The organism is Microbacterium sp. NPDC057659 (genome assembly GCF_042799915.1).
In the GTDB taxonomy this organism is placed as follows: domain Bacteria; phylum Actinomycetota; class Actinomycetes; order Actinomycetales; family Microbacteriaceae; genus Microbacterium.
Genome location: NZ_JBHVHU010000002.1, coordinates 615,267 through 631,445, shown reverse-complemented (window position 1 = coordinate 631,445; position 16,179 = coordinate 615,267). Strand labels below are relative to the sequence as shown.

General features: G+C 69.6%; 15 protein-coding genes. 6 read left to right on the top strand and 9 right to left on the bottom strand.

From position 1 onward, the window contains the following. Positions 1 to 8: 8 nt before the first annotated feature. The 4 genes from ACFVAE_RS11555 to ACFVAE_RS11540 form a co-directional block, all read right to left on the bottom strand. On the bottom strand, positions 9 to 974 hold the full coding sequence (locus tag ACFVAE_RS11555; protein ID WP_378893557.1) for an alpha-ketoacid dehydrogenase subunit beta: 966 nt from the start codon (positions 972 to 974) through the stop codon (positions 9 to 11). Positions 975 to 985: 11 nt separating this feature from the next. Then, positions 986 to 2,113, bottom strand: a complete 1,128-nt coding sequence (locus ACFVAE_RS11550; RefSeq protein ID WP_378891984.1) for a thiamine pyrophosphate-dependent dehydrogenase E1 component subunit alpha — start codon at positions 2,111 to 2,113, stop codon at positions 986 to 988. A gap of 141 nt (positions 2,114 to 2,254) precedes the next feature. Then, positions 2,255 to 3,334 carry a histidinol-phosphate transaminase gene (locus tag ACFVAE_RS11545; protein WP_378891982.1) on the bottom strand — a complete coding sequence of 360 codons (1,080 nt, stop codon included), beginning with the start codon at positions 3,332 to 3,334 and terminating at the stop codon, positions 2,255 to 2,257. A 66-nt stretch (positions 3,335 to 3,400) separates the two neighbouring features. After that, complete coding sequence (locus tag ACFVAE_RS11540) at positions 3,401 to 4,579, bottom strand: MalY/PatB family protein (protein WP_378891979.1); 1,179 nt, start codon at positions 4,577 to 4,579, stop codon at positions 3,401 to 3,403. Between the two features lie 104 nt (positions 4,580 to 4,683). Here ACFVAE_RS11540 and ACFVAE_RS11535 point away from each other — a divergent pair, with 104 nt between their 5' ends. Further along, positions 4,684 to 5,088 carry a phage holin family protein gene (locus tag ACFVAE_RS11535; protein WP_378891976.1) on the top strand — a complete coding sequence of 135 codons (405 nt, stop codon included), beginning with the start codon at positions 4,684 to 4,686 and terminating at the stop codon, positions 5,086 to 5,088. 1 nt (position 5,089) lies between these two features. On the opposite strand, the gene ACFVAE_RS11530 is transcribed toward ACFVAE_RS11535, so the two are convergent. Together ACFVAE_RS11530 and ACFVAE_RS11525 are read right to left on the bottom strand one after the other, a co-directional pair. Then, a complete protein-coding gene (locus tag ACFVAE_RS11530) occupies positions 5,090 to 6,460 on the bottom strand; it encodes a hypothetical protein (RefSeq protein ID WP_378891974.1) in 1,371 nt (456 codons plus the stop codon). Between the two features lie 59 nt (positions 6,461 to 6,519). After that, complete coding sequence (locus tag ACFVAE_RS11525; RefSeq protein WP_378891972.1) at positions 6,520 to 6,807, bottom strand: hypothetical protein; 288 nt, start codon at positions 6,805 to 6,807, stop codon at positions 6,520 to 6,522. 104 nt (positions 6,808 to 6,911) lie between these two features. Here ACFVAE_RS11525 and ACFVAE_RS11520 point away from each other — a divergent pair, with 104 nt between their 5' ends. The 4 genes from ACFVAE_RS11520 to ACFVAE_RS11505 all read left to right on the top strand — a co-directional run bounded on the left by ACFVAE_RS11520 (position 6,912) and on the right by ACFVAE_RS11505 (position 9,750). Then, a complete protein-coding gene (locus tag ACFVAE_RS11520) occupies positions 6,912 to 7,421 on the top strand; it encodes a low molecular weight protein-tyrosine-phosphatase (protein WP_378891969.1) in 510 nt (169 codons plus the stop codon). A gap of 17 nt (positions 7,422 to 7,438) precedes the next feature. Beyond that, complete coding sequence (gene purB, locus ACFVAE_RS11515; RefSeq protein WP_378893554.1) at positions 7,439 to 8,815, top strand: adenylosuccinate lyase; 1,377 nt, start codon at positions 7,439 to 7,441, stop codon at positions 8,813 to 8,815. After that, positions 8,812 to 9,105, top strand: coding sequence for a DivIVA domain-containing protein (locus ACFVAE_RS11510; protein ID WP_378891967.1), 294 nt, complete (start codon positions 8,812 to 8,814; stop codon positions 9,103 to 9,105). The genes purB and ACFVAE_RS11510 overlap by 4 nt, the downstream gene beginning before the upstream one ends. 87 nt (positions 9,106 to 9,192) lie before the next feature. Further along, positions 9,193 to 9,750, top strand: a complete 558-nt coding sequence (locus tag ACFVAE_RS11505) for a DoxX family membrane protein (protein WP_378891964.1) — start codon at positions 9,193 to 9,195, stop codon at positions 9,748 to 9,750. A 48-nt stretch (positions 9,751 to 9,798) separates the two neighbouring features. Here ACFVAE_RS11505 and ACFVAE_RS11500 read toward each other — a convergent pair whose 3' ends face one another. Together ACFVAE_RS11500 and ACFVAE_RS11495 are read right to left on the bottom strand one after the other, a co-directional pair. Next, positions 9,799 to 11,238: an MFS transporter gene (locus ACFVAE_RS11500; protein ID WP_378891961.1), complete on the bottom strand. Its 1,440-nt coding sequence runs from the start codon at positions 11,236 to 11,238 to the stop codon at positions 9,799 to 9,801. Between the two features lie 62 nt (positions 11,239 to 11,300). Continuing rightward, positions 11,301 to 12,611 carry an alkaline phosphatase family protein gene (locus ACFVAE_RS11495; protein ID WP_378891958.1) on the bottom strand — a complete coding sequence of 437 codons (1,311 nt, stop codon included), beginning with the start codon at positions 12,609 to 12,611 and terminating at the stop codon, positions 11,301 to 11,303. Positions 12,612 to 13,068: 457 nt separating this feature from the next. Here ACFVAE_RS11495 and ACFVAE_RS11490 point away from each other — a divergent pair, with 457 nt between their 5' ends. Then, the gene (locus ACFVAE_RS11490) at positions 13,069 to 15,111 is read left to right on the top strand and encodes a PQQ-binding-like beta-propeller repeat protein (RefSeq protein WP_378891955.1); all 2,043 of its coding nucleotides are present in this window, start codon (positions 13,069 to 13,071) and stop codon (positions 15,109 to 15,111) included. A gap of 22 nt (positions 15,112 to 15,133) precedes the next feature. Here ACFVAE_RS11490 and ACFVAE_RS11485 read toward each other — a convergent pair whose 3' ends face one another. Next, on the bottom strand, positions 15,134 to 16,114 hold the full coding sequence (locus tag ACFVAE_RS11485) for an Lrp/AsnC family transcriptional regulator (RefSeq protein WP_378891953.1): 981 nt from the start codon (positions 16,112 to 16,114) through the stop codon (positions 15,134 to 15,136). Positions 16,115 to 16,179 lie beyond the last annotated feature (65 nt).

Genomic DNA, 16,179 nt, shown 5'->3' with positions numbered 1-16,179 from the left:
TTGTCCTGTCAGTAGGCGAGGGAACGGTCGACGGCTTCGAGGACGCGATCTGCGTCGGGCAGATAGGCGCCCTCGAGCTTGGCCGGCGGGAACGGGGTGTCGAAGCCCGAGACGCGCAGCACCGGCGCCTCCAGCGCGTAGAACGCCCGCTCCATCACGGTCGCGGCGATCTCGCTGCCCAGGCTGGTGTGCTGCGGGGCCTCCTGCGCGTAGACCATGCGCCCGGTGGAGCGCACCGAGTCGAGGATCGGGCCGTAGTCCACCGGCGAGAGCGAGCGCACGTCGATGACCTCGCAGCTGGTGCCCTCCGCCTCGGCGAGCGCCGCGGCCTGCAGCAGCGTGGTGACCATGGCGCCATGGCCGACGAGGGTGACGTCGGTGCCGCGGCGCACGATCCGGGTCGCGTGCAGCGGTGCGGCCGAGGCATCCAGCTCGACCTCGCCCTTCTGCCAGTACTTGCTCTTCGGCTCGAAGAAGATCACGGGATCGTTCGAGGCGATGGCCTCCTGGATCATCCAGTACGCGTCGTTCGGCGTCGACGGGCTGACCACGCGCAGGCCCGGGGTGTGCGTGAAGTACGCCTCCGGGCTCTCCTGGTGGTGCTCGATCGCGCCGATGTGGCCGCCGTAGGGGATGCGGATCACGACCGGCAGAGACAGCGCGCCCTCGTGCCGGTTGGTCAGCTTCGCCAGCTGCGTGGTGATCTGGTCGAACGCCGGGAACACGAACCCGTCGAACTGGATCTCGCAGACGGGTCGGAACCCGGCCATGGCGAGGCCGATCGCGGAGCCGACGATGCCGGACTCGGCGAGCGGGGTGTCCAGCACGCGGCGGTCGCCGAACTCGGCCTGCAGGTGCTCGGTGACGCGGAACACGCCGCCGAGCGGGCCGATGTCCTCGCCCATCAGCAGCACGCGAGGGTCGTCCTGCATGGCCTTGCGCAGACCGGCGTTGAGCGCCTTCGCGAGCGGCATCGTCTCGATGGTCACAGTGCGCCCCCTTCGAAGGATGCCTCGTAGTCGGCCAGCCACTTCTCCTGCTCGACCATCAGCGGATGCGGCTCGCTGTAGACGTGCCGGAAGATCGCGTCGGGTCCGGGCTCGGGCAGCGCCACGCTGCGCGAGCGCAGGTCCTCCGCGGCATCCGCCGCCTCGGCGTCCACGTCGGCGAACAGGGCTTCCGACGCTCCCCTGCCGAGAAGGTAGGTCCGCATGCGCGCGACCGGGTCGCGCAGCGCCCACTCCTGCTCCTCAGCGCTGCCGCGGTACTTCGTGGGGTCGTCGCTCGTGGTGTGCGCGCCCATGCGGTAGGTCACGGCCTCGATCGCCCGGGGGCCGCCGCCGGCACGGGCCTCGTCCAGCTGCATCCGCGAGGCGGCGTAGCTGGCGAGCACGTCGTTGCCGTCCACACGCACCGACGGGATGCCGTAGCCGGCGCTGCGCCCGGCCAGCGGGACCTTCGACTGCGTCGCGACCGGCACCGAGATGGCCCAGTGGTTGTTCTGCAGGAAGAACAGCACGGGTGCGTCGTAGCTGGCGGCGAAGACCATCGCCTCGTGCACGTCGCCCTGGCTGGAGGCGCCGTCGCCGTAGTAGACCACGACCGCCTCGTCGCGCTCCGGGTCGCCGGTGCCGCACCTGCCGTCGAAGGCGAGACCCATGCCGAAGCCGGCGGCGTGCAGGGTCTGCGAGCCGAGCACCAGTGTGTACAGCCGGGTGTTTCCGTTCTTCGGGTCGGTCGGGTCCCAGCCGCCGTGCGAGACGCCGCGCATCAACTTGATGATGTCGACCGGGTCGACGCCGCGGATGCGGGCGACGACGTGCTCGCGGTACGACGGGAAGATCGTGTCCTGCGTGCGGGCGGCGTAGGCCGAGCCGACCTGCGCGGCCTCCTGCCCGCGGCTCGGCGGCCACAGAGCCAGCTGGCCCTGACGCTGCAGGTTGGTGGCCTGGGTGTCGATCGCCCGGATGACGACCATGTCGCGGTAGAACTGCTCGAGCTCGGCGTCGGTGAGCGCCTCGATCAGGGGCAGGTACTGCTGCGCGGCATCCGTCGGGGCGAACCGTCCGTCGGCGTCGAGGACGCGTACGAGGGGGGTCTCAGGAGAGGTCACCCGCTCCACGGTACCCGCGCCCGCATGCCCGGTCACGCATAGTTCGGGGGCCCTAGTATCTGCTCGGAACCCGGAGAATCCGGCGTTTCTTCCGGCTTCGCGGATCCTGAGCGAGGAGCGCAGCGACGAGACGAAGGGCGCTCAACGGCCGGAGGCGCGCACGGCGGCGGCGACCTCGAGCACGCGCGGGAGCGACTGCTCCTCGCCGACCGAGATGCGGATGCCGTCGCCCGAGAACGGGCGCACGATCAGACCGGCCTCGACGAAGGCCGCCGCGATCTCATCGGTGCGCTCCTTGGTGCGCAGCCACACGAAGTTGGACTGCGAGTCGGGCACCTTCCAGCCCAGCTCGCGGAGCCCCGCGACCAGGCGCTCGCGCCGCTCGACGATCACGGCGACACGCTCCATCAGTTCTTCCTCTGCGTCGAGGCTGGCGATCGCCGCGTTCTCGGCGGCGCTGGTCACCGACAGCGGGATGCCGGTGGTGCGGGCCGCGTCGAGCACGCGCGGATGACCGATGGCGTAGCCCACGCGAAGGCCGGCCAGCCCGTAGGCCTTGGAGAACGTGCGCAGCACGACGACGTTCGGATGCGTCTCGAAGACACGCTCCTTCAGCCCGTCGACGGCCTCGGGATCGGTGACGAACTCGGCGTAGGCCTCGTCCAGGATCACCAGCACGTCCTGCGGGACCCGCTCGAGGAAGGCGGCGAACTCGGCGCTGGTGATGATCGGGCCGGTCGGGTTGTTCGGGGTGCACACGATCACGACGCGGGTGCGGTCGGTGATCGCATCGGCCATCGCGTCGAGGTCGTGCTTCGCGCCGGGCGCGAGCGGCACCTCGACGCCGGTGGCGCCGGCGACCAGCGGCAGGCTCGGGTAGGCCTCGAAGGAGCGCCAGGCGTAGAGCACCTCGTCGCCCACGCTCGAAGTGCCGAGCACGAGCTGGTGCAGGATCGACACCGAGCCGGCGGCCACGTGCACAGAGTCCGGGGCCACGCCCCACTTCTCGCCCAGTCGCGCGCGCAGCGCGCCGGCCGAGGCATCCGGGTAGCGGTTCACCGGGGTCGTGTGCTGCAGGGCGGCGACGACCGACGGCAGCGGCTCGAACGGGTTCTCGTTGCTGGACAGCTTGAATGCGTCGGCGCCCGCCTGCTTGCCCTGGCGATACGGCGGCAGCGCCGCGATCTCGGGACGGATGCGGGGCAGGATCGGCTCAGTCACGGTACGAGTCTAAGAGTCGGGGCGACGAGCGCATATCGCCGGCATCGCCCCATGCGACCGCCGGGATCAATGACCGTAGGCGGTGGCGAGGCGCTCCAGTGCGGCACTGATCGCGTGGGCGGGGGCTGCGAGGTTCATCCGCTCGAAGCCCTCGCCCTCGGGGCCGAACACGGCACCTTCGTCGAAGAACACCAGCGCCTCCTGCTCGTTGATGCGCTTGAGCTCGTCGGCGTCGTGACCGTAGGCGCGGAAGTCCATCCACTGCAGGTAGGTGCCCTCGAGATCGAACACCACGACCTCCGGCATCCGCTCGGCCATGAATGCGCGCACCAGGGCGTGGTTCGAGGCGACCAGCTCGATGAGCTGGTCGAGCCACGGCTCGGCCTGCGTGTAGGCGAGACGGCAGGCCTCGAAGCCGAGCGCGTTCAGCGTGAAGAAGCCGGTGCGGGTGCGCTCGTCGTTGTACGCCTCGCGCAGCGCGGGGTCGCTGATGACGATGTTGCTGGTCTGCATGCCGGCCAGGTTGAACGTCTTGCTCGGCGCGGTGCACACGATCGTGCGGGCGGCGATCTCGGGGCTCAGCTCGGAGAACACGGTGTGCGTGCTGCCGGGCAGCACAAGGTCGAAGTGGATCTCGTCGCTGATCACGACGAGGTCGTTCTCGAGCGCGATGCGCGCGACGGCCTCGAGCTCGTCGCGCTCCCAGACACGCCCCGTGGGGTTGTGCGGGCTGCAGAACAGCAGCACCTTGTTGCGCGGGTCCTTCGCCTTGGCCTCGAGGTCCTCGAGGTCGAGGCGCCAGCGTCCGTCGCGCAGCACCAGCGGGTTGCCGACGACGGTGCGCCCGTTCGAACGGATGCCGCGGTAGAAGGGGTAGTACGCCGGGGTCTGCACGATCACGCCGTCACCCTGCTCGGTGAACGCGCGGATAGCGGTGAAGAAGGCGGGCACGATACCCGGCGCGAGCGAGATGTGCTCACGATCGACGGTCCACCCGTGACGACGCTGGAACCATCCGGTCACCGCATCCCAGTAGTCGTCGGTGGCGATCGTGTACCCGAGCACGGCTGTGCGGAGGTGCTCGAGCAGGCCCTCGGTGATCTCGGGGGCCATGGGCAGGTCGAGATCGGCGACCGAGAACGGCGAGATGCCCGCAGGAACGTCGGGGTTCGCCTCGCGCATCTCCTCCCACTTGGCGGCACCGGTGCCGGTGCGGTCGACAATCGTCTCGAAGTCGTAGGCCATGGGTCGAGTCTTCCATGTCCGGCGCGAGCGCCGGATGCCGCCGGACACCGGGAGCAACACGCGTGGCTGATGCGCCGAGACGGTTCGGATGTCAGACTCGGGGCATGCGATTCATCGTCCGCGTCGTCGTCAACGCCTTCGCCATCTGGGTCGTCACCCTCATGCCGGTACTCCAGGTGAGCGTGCGCCCCTTCCCACCTGGTCGCGACCTGCAGATGATCATCACCCTGCTGGGCATCGCCCTGATCTTCGCGCTGGTGAACACGATCATCGGCACGGTGATCAAGATCATCGCGTTCCCGCTGTACATCCTCACGCTCGGGCTGATCGGCCTGATCATCAACGGCTTCCTGCTGTGGCTGACCGCCTGGATCACGCACTTCTTCGGCTGGGGCCTCGAGGTGAACTCGTTCTGGTGGGGCGTCGTGGCGGCGATCGTGATCTCGCTCATCAACTGGATCTTCTCGATCATCCTGCGCCCGCAGCGCAAGGCTGCCGACAGCCGCTGACTCAGGCCTTCTCATGCGCGCGGTATGAGAAGGATTCGACCTTGGTCGCCGCGTTCAGCTCACCCCACCTGGCCTGCAGTGCTTCGGAACGGGGGTCGCCCGAGTCGTCGACCAGTTCGGCCGTCCTCAGATAGGCCTCATCGAGGTGTGCGCCGATCACCGTGTGCGACCCCGTGTCACGCATCGCGACGAAGCTGTCCTTGGACCCCGTCATGCCGGCAGACCCGTTGGCGGAGAGCGCGCCCCCGACCAGGTCGTTCGTGTTGCGCAGCTCTGCGACCAGCGTCCGCTCCCCCAGCGCCGGTGGCGTCGGGTTTCCGAACGTCGTCAGCGAGCGGACGTCGAAGTCTCCCCCGGCGGCCAGGAACGACCCGATCATCCCGCCCTGCGAATAGCCGACGATGTCGATGGTGTCGCCCTGTTCGATGCCGGCATCCGCCATCGCCTGGCGCACCGCCTCATACGACGCACTCACGTGGCGGTACGAGTACATGTCGATGTTCGAGCGCATGTCCCAGGGGTTGTCGTCACCGTTGAGCTTGTCCTCTGTCCCGTCGATGAACACCTGATACTGCGTGGTGCCGTCCGGCATCGTGTACTTGTCGATCCGGATCTGCTGATCGCCACCGTTCTCCCGAGTGCGCTCGAACGCCGCTCTCGTGCCCGAGGGCGGTCGGACCGGCCCTGCGCTCCTGTCGAGATTCACGGTCCGCTCCAGCGACACCTGCACCCCGGTTTCGATCAACCGCTCCCCAGGACCGACCGCGCCCATGCCGAGCGCCCGCACCAGCTCGACGCCCGCACCGATCGCGACCGGCAGGAAGCCCGCCAGGAACCCGCCCGGCCCCGAGCCGAGAAGGGCCGGAAGAACGGCCGAAGCCCAGGGCGCCGCATCCCCCGCGACCTCTCCCCCGCTATACCGGTTGCCGTCCCAGATGCCCAGCCATCTGTCGGCCTCCTCGGTCACCTGCGAATCGGAGGCCAGGAGGTCGAGCCGCTTCTGCAGGTCGGCGGGGAACCCGACACCGAGCGTCTCCCTTCGCGCGCGCAGGTCCGCGTACTCGAAGGCGTCGGCCATGAGCCGCACCCGGCTCGCGTAGTCCTGCCCGGCGTCGCGCGTCCGATCCAGTCTCGTCGTGCAGTCCCAGAACGATCCCGCATCCACTCTGGTGCGCAGCGTCGGCGCCGCATCGACCGCCTCCCATGCTCGGTGAAGAGAGGCGACCGCGTCGCCGAGAGTGCTTCCGACCGCGTCCAGCTGCACCGCCACCGCCCGCATGTCCTCCGTGTTCACGGCGATCGCTCCGCCCGAGAAGATCTGCAGCTCGTTCGATTCCCCGAGCATCTCCTGCATGCTGCTGCCATCGGGCATCGGCGCCCCTTCGAATCCTGCGGCCGCCCCGTACGACTCCGGCTCTGCCACCCCCGCCATCAGCCCATCACCCCTTCGAGTCGGCTGTGCAGGTCACGTGTCGTGACGATGCTCTGCTGCACGTCCTGACGGACGGACAGGATCTGCACCCGCAGGTAGTGCCCCGCCGCCACCTGCCAGCCGACCGCATCCGCGAGCGCGTCCAGGAGCACACCGGCCGAATACAGCCCGTTCACGGCCTCCTCCAGTGCCGCGGACGCCACGACCCATGCCCAGGCGTCCTGCTGTGCCGACACGTCGGCTGCGGTGATGTCGATCATGTCCACCAGGATGCTCGGGGACGGCATCCGCTCCTCCGCCCGTCCCGCGAGCTGTGCGAACCTGTGCAGAACTCGGGATGAACTGCGCCTGTGGGATGCGGGTCGCCGCGTGCGGAGAGCAGAATGGGACGATGACCGACCCGGAGCCCTTCCGCGTCATCTTCGTGTGCACGGGCAACATCTGCCGCTCGCCGATGGCCGAGGTCGTCCTGCGCGCCCTCGCCGAAGAGCACGGTCTGGGCTCCCGTCTGGTGTCCCGCAGCGCGGGCACCGGCGACTGGCACCTGGGCGAGCGCGCCGACCAGCGCACGCTCGACGCACTGGAGCGCTACGGCTACGACGGATCGCTGCACCGCGCGAAGCAGTTCTCCGCGGCATCCTGGCGCGAGAACGACCTGGTGATCGCGCTCGACCGCACGCATGAGCGCATCCTGCGCGAATGGGCGAGCACCGACGACGACGAAGGCAAGGTCACGCTGCTGCGCTCCTTCGACCCGCACGCGTCCAGCATGGATGTGCCCGATCCGTACTATGCCGGCCCCGAGATGTTCGATTCGGTGCTGGATATGATTGACATCGCGACCCGCGGCCTGTTCCGACAGCTCGAACCGGCGCTGCGACTTCCGCGCGCGCGGGCCTGAAAACCGGAGGTACTCCCCTGTCCACGCAGCTTCCCGCCCAGCCGCTCAGCCCGCTCGACGGACGCTATCGCGCCGCCACGACCGGCCTCGCCGACTACCTGTCCGAGGCGGGCCTGAACCGCGCCCGTGTCGAGGTGGAGGTGGAGTGGATCATCGCCCTCACCGACCGCTCGATCTTCGGCACCTCGCCGCTGACCGACGCGCAGAAGGAGCAGCTGCGTGCGCTCTACCTGGACTTCGGTCAGGAGGAGATCGACTGGCTCGCCGCCAAGGAAGCCGTCACCCGCCACGACGTCAAGGCGGTCGAGTACCTGGTGCGCGACCGCCTGTCGACGCTGGGCCTCGACGCGATCGCCGAGCTCACGCACTTCGCCTGCACCAGCGAGGACGTCAACTCCGCCTCGTACGCGCTCACCGTCAAGCGCGCCGTCGAAGAGGTCTGGCTGCCGGCCCTCGACTCCGTGATCGCCAAGCTGCGCGAACTGGCCGTGGAGCACGCGGATGCTCCGATGCTGTCGCACACGCACGGTCAGCCGGCCACGCCGTCGACCATGGGCAAGGAGCTCGCCGTCTTCGCGTGGCGCCTGGAGCGCGTGCGCAGCCAGATCGCGGCATCCGACTACCTGGCCAAGTTCTCGGGCGCGACCGGCACCTGGTCGGCGCACCTCTCTGCCGAGCCCGACGTGGACTGGCCGACCGTCGCCCGCGAGTACATCGAGGGCATGGGCATCGGCTTCAACGTGCTGACCACCCAGATCGAGTCGCACGACTGGCAGGTCGAGCTGTACGACCGCATCCGTCACGCCGGCGGCATCCTGCACAACCTCGCCACCGACATGTGGACCTACATCTCGATGGGCTATTTCGCGCAGATCCCGGTCGCGGGCGCGACCGGCTCGTCGACCATGCCGCACAAGATCAACCCGATCCGGTTCGAGAACGCCGAGGCGAACCTCGAGCTCTCTGCCGCGCTGCTCGGCTCGCTCTCGCAGACGCTGGTCACCAGCCGGATGCAGCGCGACCTGACCGATTCGACCACGCAGCGCAACATCGGCGTCGCGCTCGGGCACTCGCTGCTCGCTCTCGACAACCTGCGCCGCGGCCTGAACGAGGTCTCGCTCTCGCGCGAGGTGCTGCTGGCCGATCTCGACGCCAACTGGGAGGTGCTGGCCGAGGCGATCCAGACCGTGATCCGCGCCGAGGTCGTCGCAGGGCGATCCACGATCGCCGACCCGTACGCGCTGCTCAAGGAGCTCACCCGCGGCCACCGCGTCGGCCCGTCGGACCTGGCGGCTTTCGTCGAGGGGCTCGAGATCGGGGACGCCGCGAAGCAGCGCCTGCTCGCGCTGACCCCGGCGACCTACACGGGCATCGCCGAGCAGCTCGCCCGATGAAGGCGGTGCACAGCACCGACGTCGCCGCGGCCCAGCTTCCGCACACCCTGTTCGCCACCGCGCGCACGCCCGTCTACGCGGTGGAGGGCGTCGATGAGCTGCTCGACGACTGCCAGGCGGCGCTGGAGTCGTGGGAGCGCGGTGACGAGGCGTCGCTGCGCGCGAAGGATGTCGTGGAGCGGGAGATCCCCCGCACGAGAGCGTTCACGTCGGGCTACGACGCGAACGCCGTGGACGATTTCCTCGATCGCGTCGCGGCGCAGCTGGCGGAGTACGAGCGCAACTTCTGACGATCGCCGTCGCTTTTCGTCACATTCCGGGGAGGATCCCGTCGCACTCTACGTTGGTTAGGTAACCCTAACCAACCGGAGGAACATATGACGGACGTGACCATCGCCCCCACGGATACGGCGCACGCCACGCCCCGAAGAGAACGCGCCAAAGCCCAGGTGCCCGGTGTCCTGCTGGGCGTGCTCCGCATCGCCCTCAGCTGGCAGCTGCTCTGGTCGGGGCTGGACAAGGTGTTCGGCCTCGGTCTCGCCACCGAGCCGGGCAAGGCCGTGATCAACGGGTTCTCGCCCACGCGCGGATACCTGGAGTTCGGCCTCGATCCCGCCGGCTTCGCCTTCGGCGCGCTCCACCCGATCGCCGGTCACCCGGTGGTCGACGTGCTCTTCCTGCTCGGCACCGTCGGCGCAGGGCTCGCCCTGCTGCTGGGGGTCGGCGTGCGCATCGCGGGGCTGGGCGCGGCGGCATTCATGCTGCTGCTCTGGGTCTCGGCGTTCCCGCTGGCCAACAACCCGTTCCTGGACGAGCATCTCTTCGCCGTGGCCGCCGCGCTGCTGCTCGCGTTCTCGCCGGCCGGTGACCACCTGGGCCTCGGGCGCTGGTGGCGCTCCACGCCGCTGGTGAAGCGCTTCGGCTGGCTCGCCTGAGCCGCGTCGCCGGATGCCGCGGGGGGCGGCGTCCGGCGATGCGATCGCTCAGCGCCCGGCGGTCGAGATCTCGTCGCCGGACATCGCGCCGTCGCGCGGCATGACCGATGCCGCGACGAGGGTCAGCACCGCGACGACGGCCGCCGCGATGAAGACGCCCGTCGATGCGGAGACGATCGTGTCCGGATCGTCCGCCCCGCCACCACCGGCGATCACCGCGTTCGAGATCGCACCGAGCACGGCGACGCCGACGGCGCTGCCCGCCGAGCGGGCGAACGCGTTCATGCCGGTGACGACGCCCCGCTCGCCCCAGCCGACGGATGACTGCGCGGCGATCAGCGTGGGCGCGGCGGACCAGCCGAGGCCGAAGCCGAGGCAGAAGGCCACCGCGGCGAAGATCCACGGGCTCGGCCACTGGGCGGTCACGGCGAGCACGACGGCGGCGACGCTCGCGATCGACAGGCCGATCAGCGCGGTGCGGCGGAATCCGATCCGCAGATAGAGCTGCCCGACGTTCGCCGCGGCGAGTGGCCAGCCGAGGCTCATCGCGGCGACGGCAAGTCCGGAAAGCAGTGGGGCGACGCCGATCGATCCCTCCAGGAACGCCGGGCCGAAGCTGGTCACGCCGATCATGAGGGCGCCGATCCCGAACGACACCAGCGTCGTCGTGAGAATCAGCCGCTGGGAGACCAGCGCGAGGTCGATGATCGGCTCGGCCGCGCGGCGCTCCACAAAGGCGAACACGACCAGGGCGAGCGCACCTCCGATGAAGCACACCGCGCTCGGCACTGAGAACCACTCCCAGGCCGTGCCGCCCTCGAGCAGTCCGAGGATGACGCCGGTGAGGCCGACGGTCAGCAGGACGGCCCCGGCGTAGTCGATCCGGTGCCGACGGTGCTCGACGTCCTCGTGGTAGTGCGTCAGCAGCATCCACGCGGCCAGCAGGCACAGCGGGACGTTCACGAAGAAGATCCATCGCCAGGCGTCCAGCTGCGAGAAGATGCCGCCCAGCGACGGCCCGATCACCGACGAGATCGCCCACACGCTGGCCATGTAGCCCTGCACCTTCGCGCGCTCGGCGACGGTGTAGATGTCACCGACGATCGTCATCGCCATCGGTGCGACGGCACCCGCGCCCAGCCCCTGCACGATGCGGAACACGATCAGCCAGCCCATGCTCCAGGCGACGCCGCACAGCACCGACCCGAGCAGGAACAGGGCGATCCCGATCATGATGATCGGCTTGCGGCCGATCGTGTCGGCGAACCGCGAGTAGATCGGCACGCTGACCGCCTGCGCGAGCAGGTACACCGAGAACAGCCACGGGAACTGCTGGTAGCTGCCCAGGTCGCCCACGATCGTGGGCACCGCGGTGGCGAGGATCGTCGCGTCGATCGCGATGAGTCCGGTGGCCAGCATCAGAGCGCCGAGGACCGGCCCGCGCTCGGAACGGAGGCCGACCGAAGCGCGATCTGGAGAGGCTGTCACCTCAGAAGCCTATGCCCGGGCGCGGACATGGGCTCTGGTCACGAGCGTGCCGCCATCGCGGCTCAGCGCGGGCGCACGACCTCGCTGAGCACGCGGCCGTCGGCAGCCGACGGCCCGCCCATGCCGAGCAGCGCGGCGATCGTCGGCGCGAGGTCGATGTGCCGCGGATTCTTCGGGGCCACGTGCGAGCGCACCCCCGACCCCGCGATCACGAGGGCCGTGAGCGCCTCGCGCGACGTACCGTGCAGCCCGGAGACGCCGTCGGACGGGTCGTCGCCCAGGCTCCAGCCCTCCTCCGGCTCCACGATCAGCTCGCCGTACTTCGGCGACATGTGCATGGCCTTCTGCTCGGCTTTGTCGTAGACCGCCGAGATGTGGGGCAATGCCGAGACCGCGGCGTCGATCCGCGCGGCCGCCTCCGGGTCGTCGGCCGCATCGCCGACCAAGTGCAGCGAACCCACGCCGCCGACGACGACCACCACGTCGGTGCCCGGCTGAGGAAACTGACCTGCATTGAGCATCTCGGCTTGATATCCGGCGCCCGAGATCGCGGCGAGGAAGTCGTCGCGCATGCCCTTCGTGAACGTCTCCATGCCGTGATCGCCGGTCACCACGAACGCCGTGCGCCCGTAGATCCCGGCGTCTTTCGTAGCCTGTACGAGCCTTCCTATCTGCGCGTCGACCTCGGCGATCGCCGCAGGCATGTTTGGCGCGCGATCGCCGTCGGCATGCCCGAGCGCGTCGAGTCGGTCGCAGTACACCGCGATCAGGTCAGGGATGCCGTCCATCTGCACGGACTTCCCCGCGCTCATCACCGGCTCGCCGTTGATCACAGCCACCGCATCGTCAGCTCGCCGGGCGCAGTCGCCGCCCGGCTGCGTGTACAGGCCCTGCGGGTCGCCGAACGCCGTGCCGTGATTCTGCACGATGAACCACTGCGACGACAGCACTGTGCCGCCCTGGTCGCGGATCGCCTCCGCGATCGTGGGCACGGCGAGGTCGCGCTGCTGTCCGACCGCCGTGCCGGCGGCGGGGTCGTACCAGTACGCGGTGTTGCCGTGGGTCTCGGGCCAGGCGCCTGTGGCGATCGACGACCACGACGGGTTGGTGATCGAGGTCATCACCCCGGTGGACGTGCTCAGGCTGCCGTGTCCAGCGAGTGACCGGAGGTTCGGCATCGCCCCTCCGTCGAGGTAGTCGACGTCGAGACCGTCGAGCGCGATCAGCACGACGTGCTCGGCAGGCGCGGGATGAGCCGCCGGCGGGGCCCCGGTTGCCGGGGTCGCCACGGAGACGGCGACTACCAGTGCCGCCACGGCGCCGCCCGCGATCACGGACGCGCGGCGGAAGCGGTTCGACGGATGAATGCTCATGGGTCCCTCCAGGATGTCTGCGCGAGAGCCGGCCGTCATCGGCCGGTCTCGAACGACGCTGGCCGCCTGACGACGAGCGGGACAACACTCGCCGCCATCCGTGCAAGGAATCGCCTCTGCCGCGGAGTGCACTGAGAGATTCAAGCATCCTCAGGTGGTCGCTTTCTTGCGCGCCCGGCGATGCGCATGTCGTTCCCTCGCATTCACCGCTGACGCGCTTGGCGCGCGCCCCGCTTCCCCGGTTGGGTGCGAGACAGAGTTCCCCCACGAGCAAAGGAGCGGTCATGACGGATGGAACACACGCGCGGATGCCGGAACGCACCCCGCTGAGCAGACGAGGCTTCCTCGGGCTTTCGGCGGTCGGGCTGGGGTTCGGGCTCTCCGGCGCGGCGTGGGGCCCTGGCCCGGGGCAGCGGTGGAGACGGCGCGCGCGACCGAAGGCAGCCTGCGGTTCGTCGTGCTCACCGATACCCACGCGAATGAGGAGGAGGCCGCGAGGCTGGCCAATCTGCGCCGCATCTTCGCGGCGATCGAGGCGGAGGACCCGCAGTTCGTGCTGCACTGCGGCGACATCACCGACTACGGCAGCGACGCCGGTCTCGAGGCCTACCGGGGCCTGATCCCCGATGCTCTGTGGGATCGCATCCGGCATGCACCCGGCAACCACGAGATCCGCTGGGACACCAGTGCTCGCGAGCGCTTCCAGCGTTGGTTCGGTCCGACGAGCTACAGCTTCGACGCCGGGGGCGTGCACTTCATGGCACTCGATCCCACCCAGCTGCTGCAGGAGCCGGCACTCTTCGCCGACGACCTGAAGACGATCCGCGACGACCTCGACGGCGCAGGGGACACCCCGTCGGTGCTGTTCCTGCACTACCCCCTCGGCGGGAGCAACTACTACGCGAACGACACCGAGGATTTCCTGCGCACCATCGACCCGTACCCGGTGCGCGGCATCTTCGCCGGCCACATCCACCGCAATGAGGTGACCGCCTTCAACGGACTCACGCAGGTTGCGGCGATCGCCTCCAGGCTCGGCCCGTACTATCTGCGCGTCACTGAGAGCAGCACGGCGCAGGGCAGGGCACTCGTCGTCGAGCAGGTGACATTGGGGACGACGGATGACGAGCAGCCGGCCGTGCAGCGGCTGGCGGCGATCCCGTTGGACACCGCGTCCTCGGGCACGGAGCGGATGAACGTGGCAGCGCGACCGTCGTCCTCCGCCGTCTCGCTGACCGCTGTGCCCCGCGGCGAGGCGGCCGAAACGGTCGAGGCGCGCGTGTATCCGCAGAGCGTGTTCGGCCTCGCCGACACCGGGGCCTGGACGCCGCTCGCGAAGCGAGGAGGCTCCTGGCAGGGAACGGTGGACGCGAGCGCACTCGCGCCCGGCCACCACCGCGTGCAGGTGCGCGCGAAGGATGCCGCCGGCGGTCACCGCTACGAGACCGTCGCCGTCGAGAAGAAGGGGCCAAGCCGCGCGCGGCCAGCCTGGGAGATCGAAGTGGGCGGACGCCTGCAGGGCGCGCTCGCCGCGCACGGATCCGTCGTGGTGTCCGGATCGACCTCCGGCCGCGTGATCGCCGTCGACGCGGCATCCCGAGGGCGGCGGCCGAAGACGCTCTGGAGTGCGCGGCTCGGGCCGGTCCATCGCGGTGCGGCGTTCACCTCGGACGGCAACCTGGTGATCGTGCCCAGCGCCGATCACCGGCTGTACGCCCTGGATGCGCGAACCGGGCGCACCCGGTGGACGAGCCGCTTCGACAAGCCGGTACTCACCACGCCCCTGGTCACCCCGACCGACGCCGGTGACCGCATCCTCGTGACCGCCGAGGATCGGCTGCGCTGCCTCGACGCCGCCGGCGCCACGCTCTGGGAGGCATCAGTGCCGGTGCGAACGGCCGGTCGCGCGGCATCCGACGGTGAGCGCGTGTACGTCGGCGCCGGAGACGGGCGCGGATACGCCTACGATCTGCGCACCGGGAAGACTCTGTGGTCGCTGCTCACCACCGACAGGCCCGACAAGTACCGGCAACTGATCTACGGTCCGTGGGACGACTGGATCGAGGTGCTGCCCGGTGGTGCGGTGCTGTTCAGCACCGTCACCGACGGCATCGCCGTCGATCCGACCACCGGGCATGAGGTGTGGCGCGCCGCCGGGAGCTACATCTTCGCGCCGAGCGTCGTGCTCGACGACGCCGGGGTGCTGATGGTGACGGAGTGGGGCGTGGCCACCGTGCTCGACCCGGCGACGGGAGCTCCCCGCTGGAGCTCGCAGGCCGTGCCCCGGGTGGTGAACGCCGGCCCTGTGCTCGACCCGCGCACCGGAACGGCGTGGCTGGTCTCGGTGGGCGGGCTGCTCGCCGCGATCGACACGTCTCTCGGCGCCGTCACCGTCGACCGGCAGTTGTTCGCCGCGAACACCTTCTCGACACCCGTCGTCGTGGGCGGGCAGCTGATCGTCGCCGCTCAGGACGGTATCCTCCGCGGGCTGACGATCTGACCGCCCGGCCTCGTGCCGGTACTCAGACCGCCGGCACGAGGTCGCTGGTCCGGCCTGCACGCTTCACGGAGTGCAGCGCCACCGCGACGTCCGCGTGCTGCAGCCCCGGCAGCCCGCCGATCGTCGCGGAGATGAACTCGTACAGTTCGCGATCGGAGGCGAGCGCGACCTCGCCGCAGAGGTTCCTGTCCCCCGTCGTCGCCGCGATCATGAGCATGGACGGATGCTCCGCGAGCATCTCCCCCGCCTTCCCGAGCTGGGTGGGGTTCACACTCAGCGACACGAACGCGTTCACCGGTAGGCCGATGCGCTCCGGCTCGACCACCGTTCGCATCCGCAGCGCACCAGCCGACATCATCGCCTCGGCGCGGCGGCGGACCGTGACCGGGCTGACCCCGCAGATCTCGGCGAGCTGCTGCCACCCCAGCCGCCCGTCGTCGGCCATCGCCGCGGCGATCCTCTCGTCCAGCGGATCGATCCGCACCCGCTCGTCGGGCAGCGGATCGTTCCACGGATCCAGGCGCTGCGCCCGCAGCTTCTCGACGACGACGTCGGGAAGCAGCTCTGGCAGCCAGCTGTGAGGTGTCGCGAACCGACGCATCACCTGATTGCTCCACACCGCGAGCACTCCGTCGAGCGCCGGCAACTGCTCGAGCGTGATCGCCAGCAGATGATCGTTCGAGGTGTAGCTGATCTCGGCGATGCAGTCCACACTGCCGGTGACGAGCTTGACCGAACCGCACTCGGGCCAGCTCGCCAGACGCTGCGCGGACCGATTCGCATCGCCCGGCCGGCAGCGCAGCCGCACGAACAGCGACCGCTCCCTGCCGGTGGCCTCACGGTCGAGCACTCCGATCACGCGCACAGCGCCCTCGCCGATCAGACGGGCCACCCGACGGGACGCCGTTGCCTCCGAGGTGAACACCGCTTCGGCGATCTGCGCGTTGGTCGCCCGAGGGCTGGCCAGCAGAGCACCGGTGATGCGGCGGTCGAGATCATCCACAGCATGCACCATACCCTCATCGATAGCCTCAACAAGGGTGATTTCTTGCAATCACACACGCGATC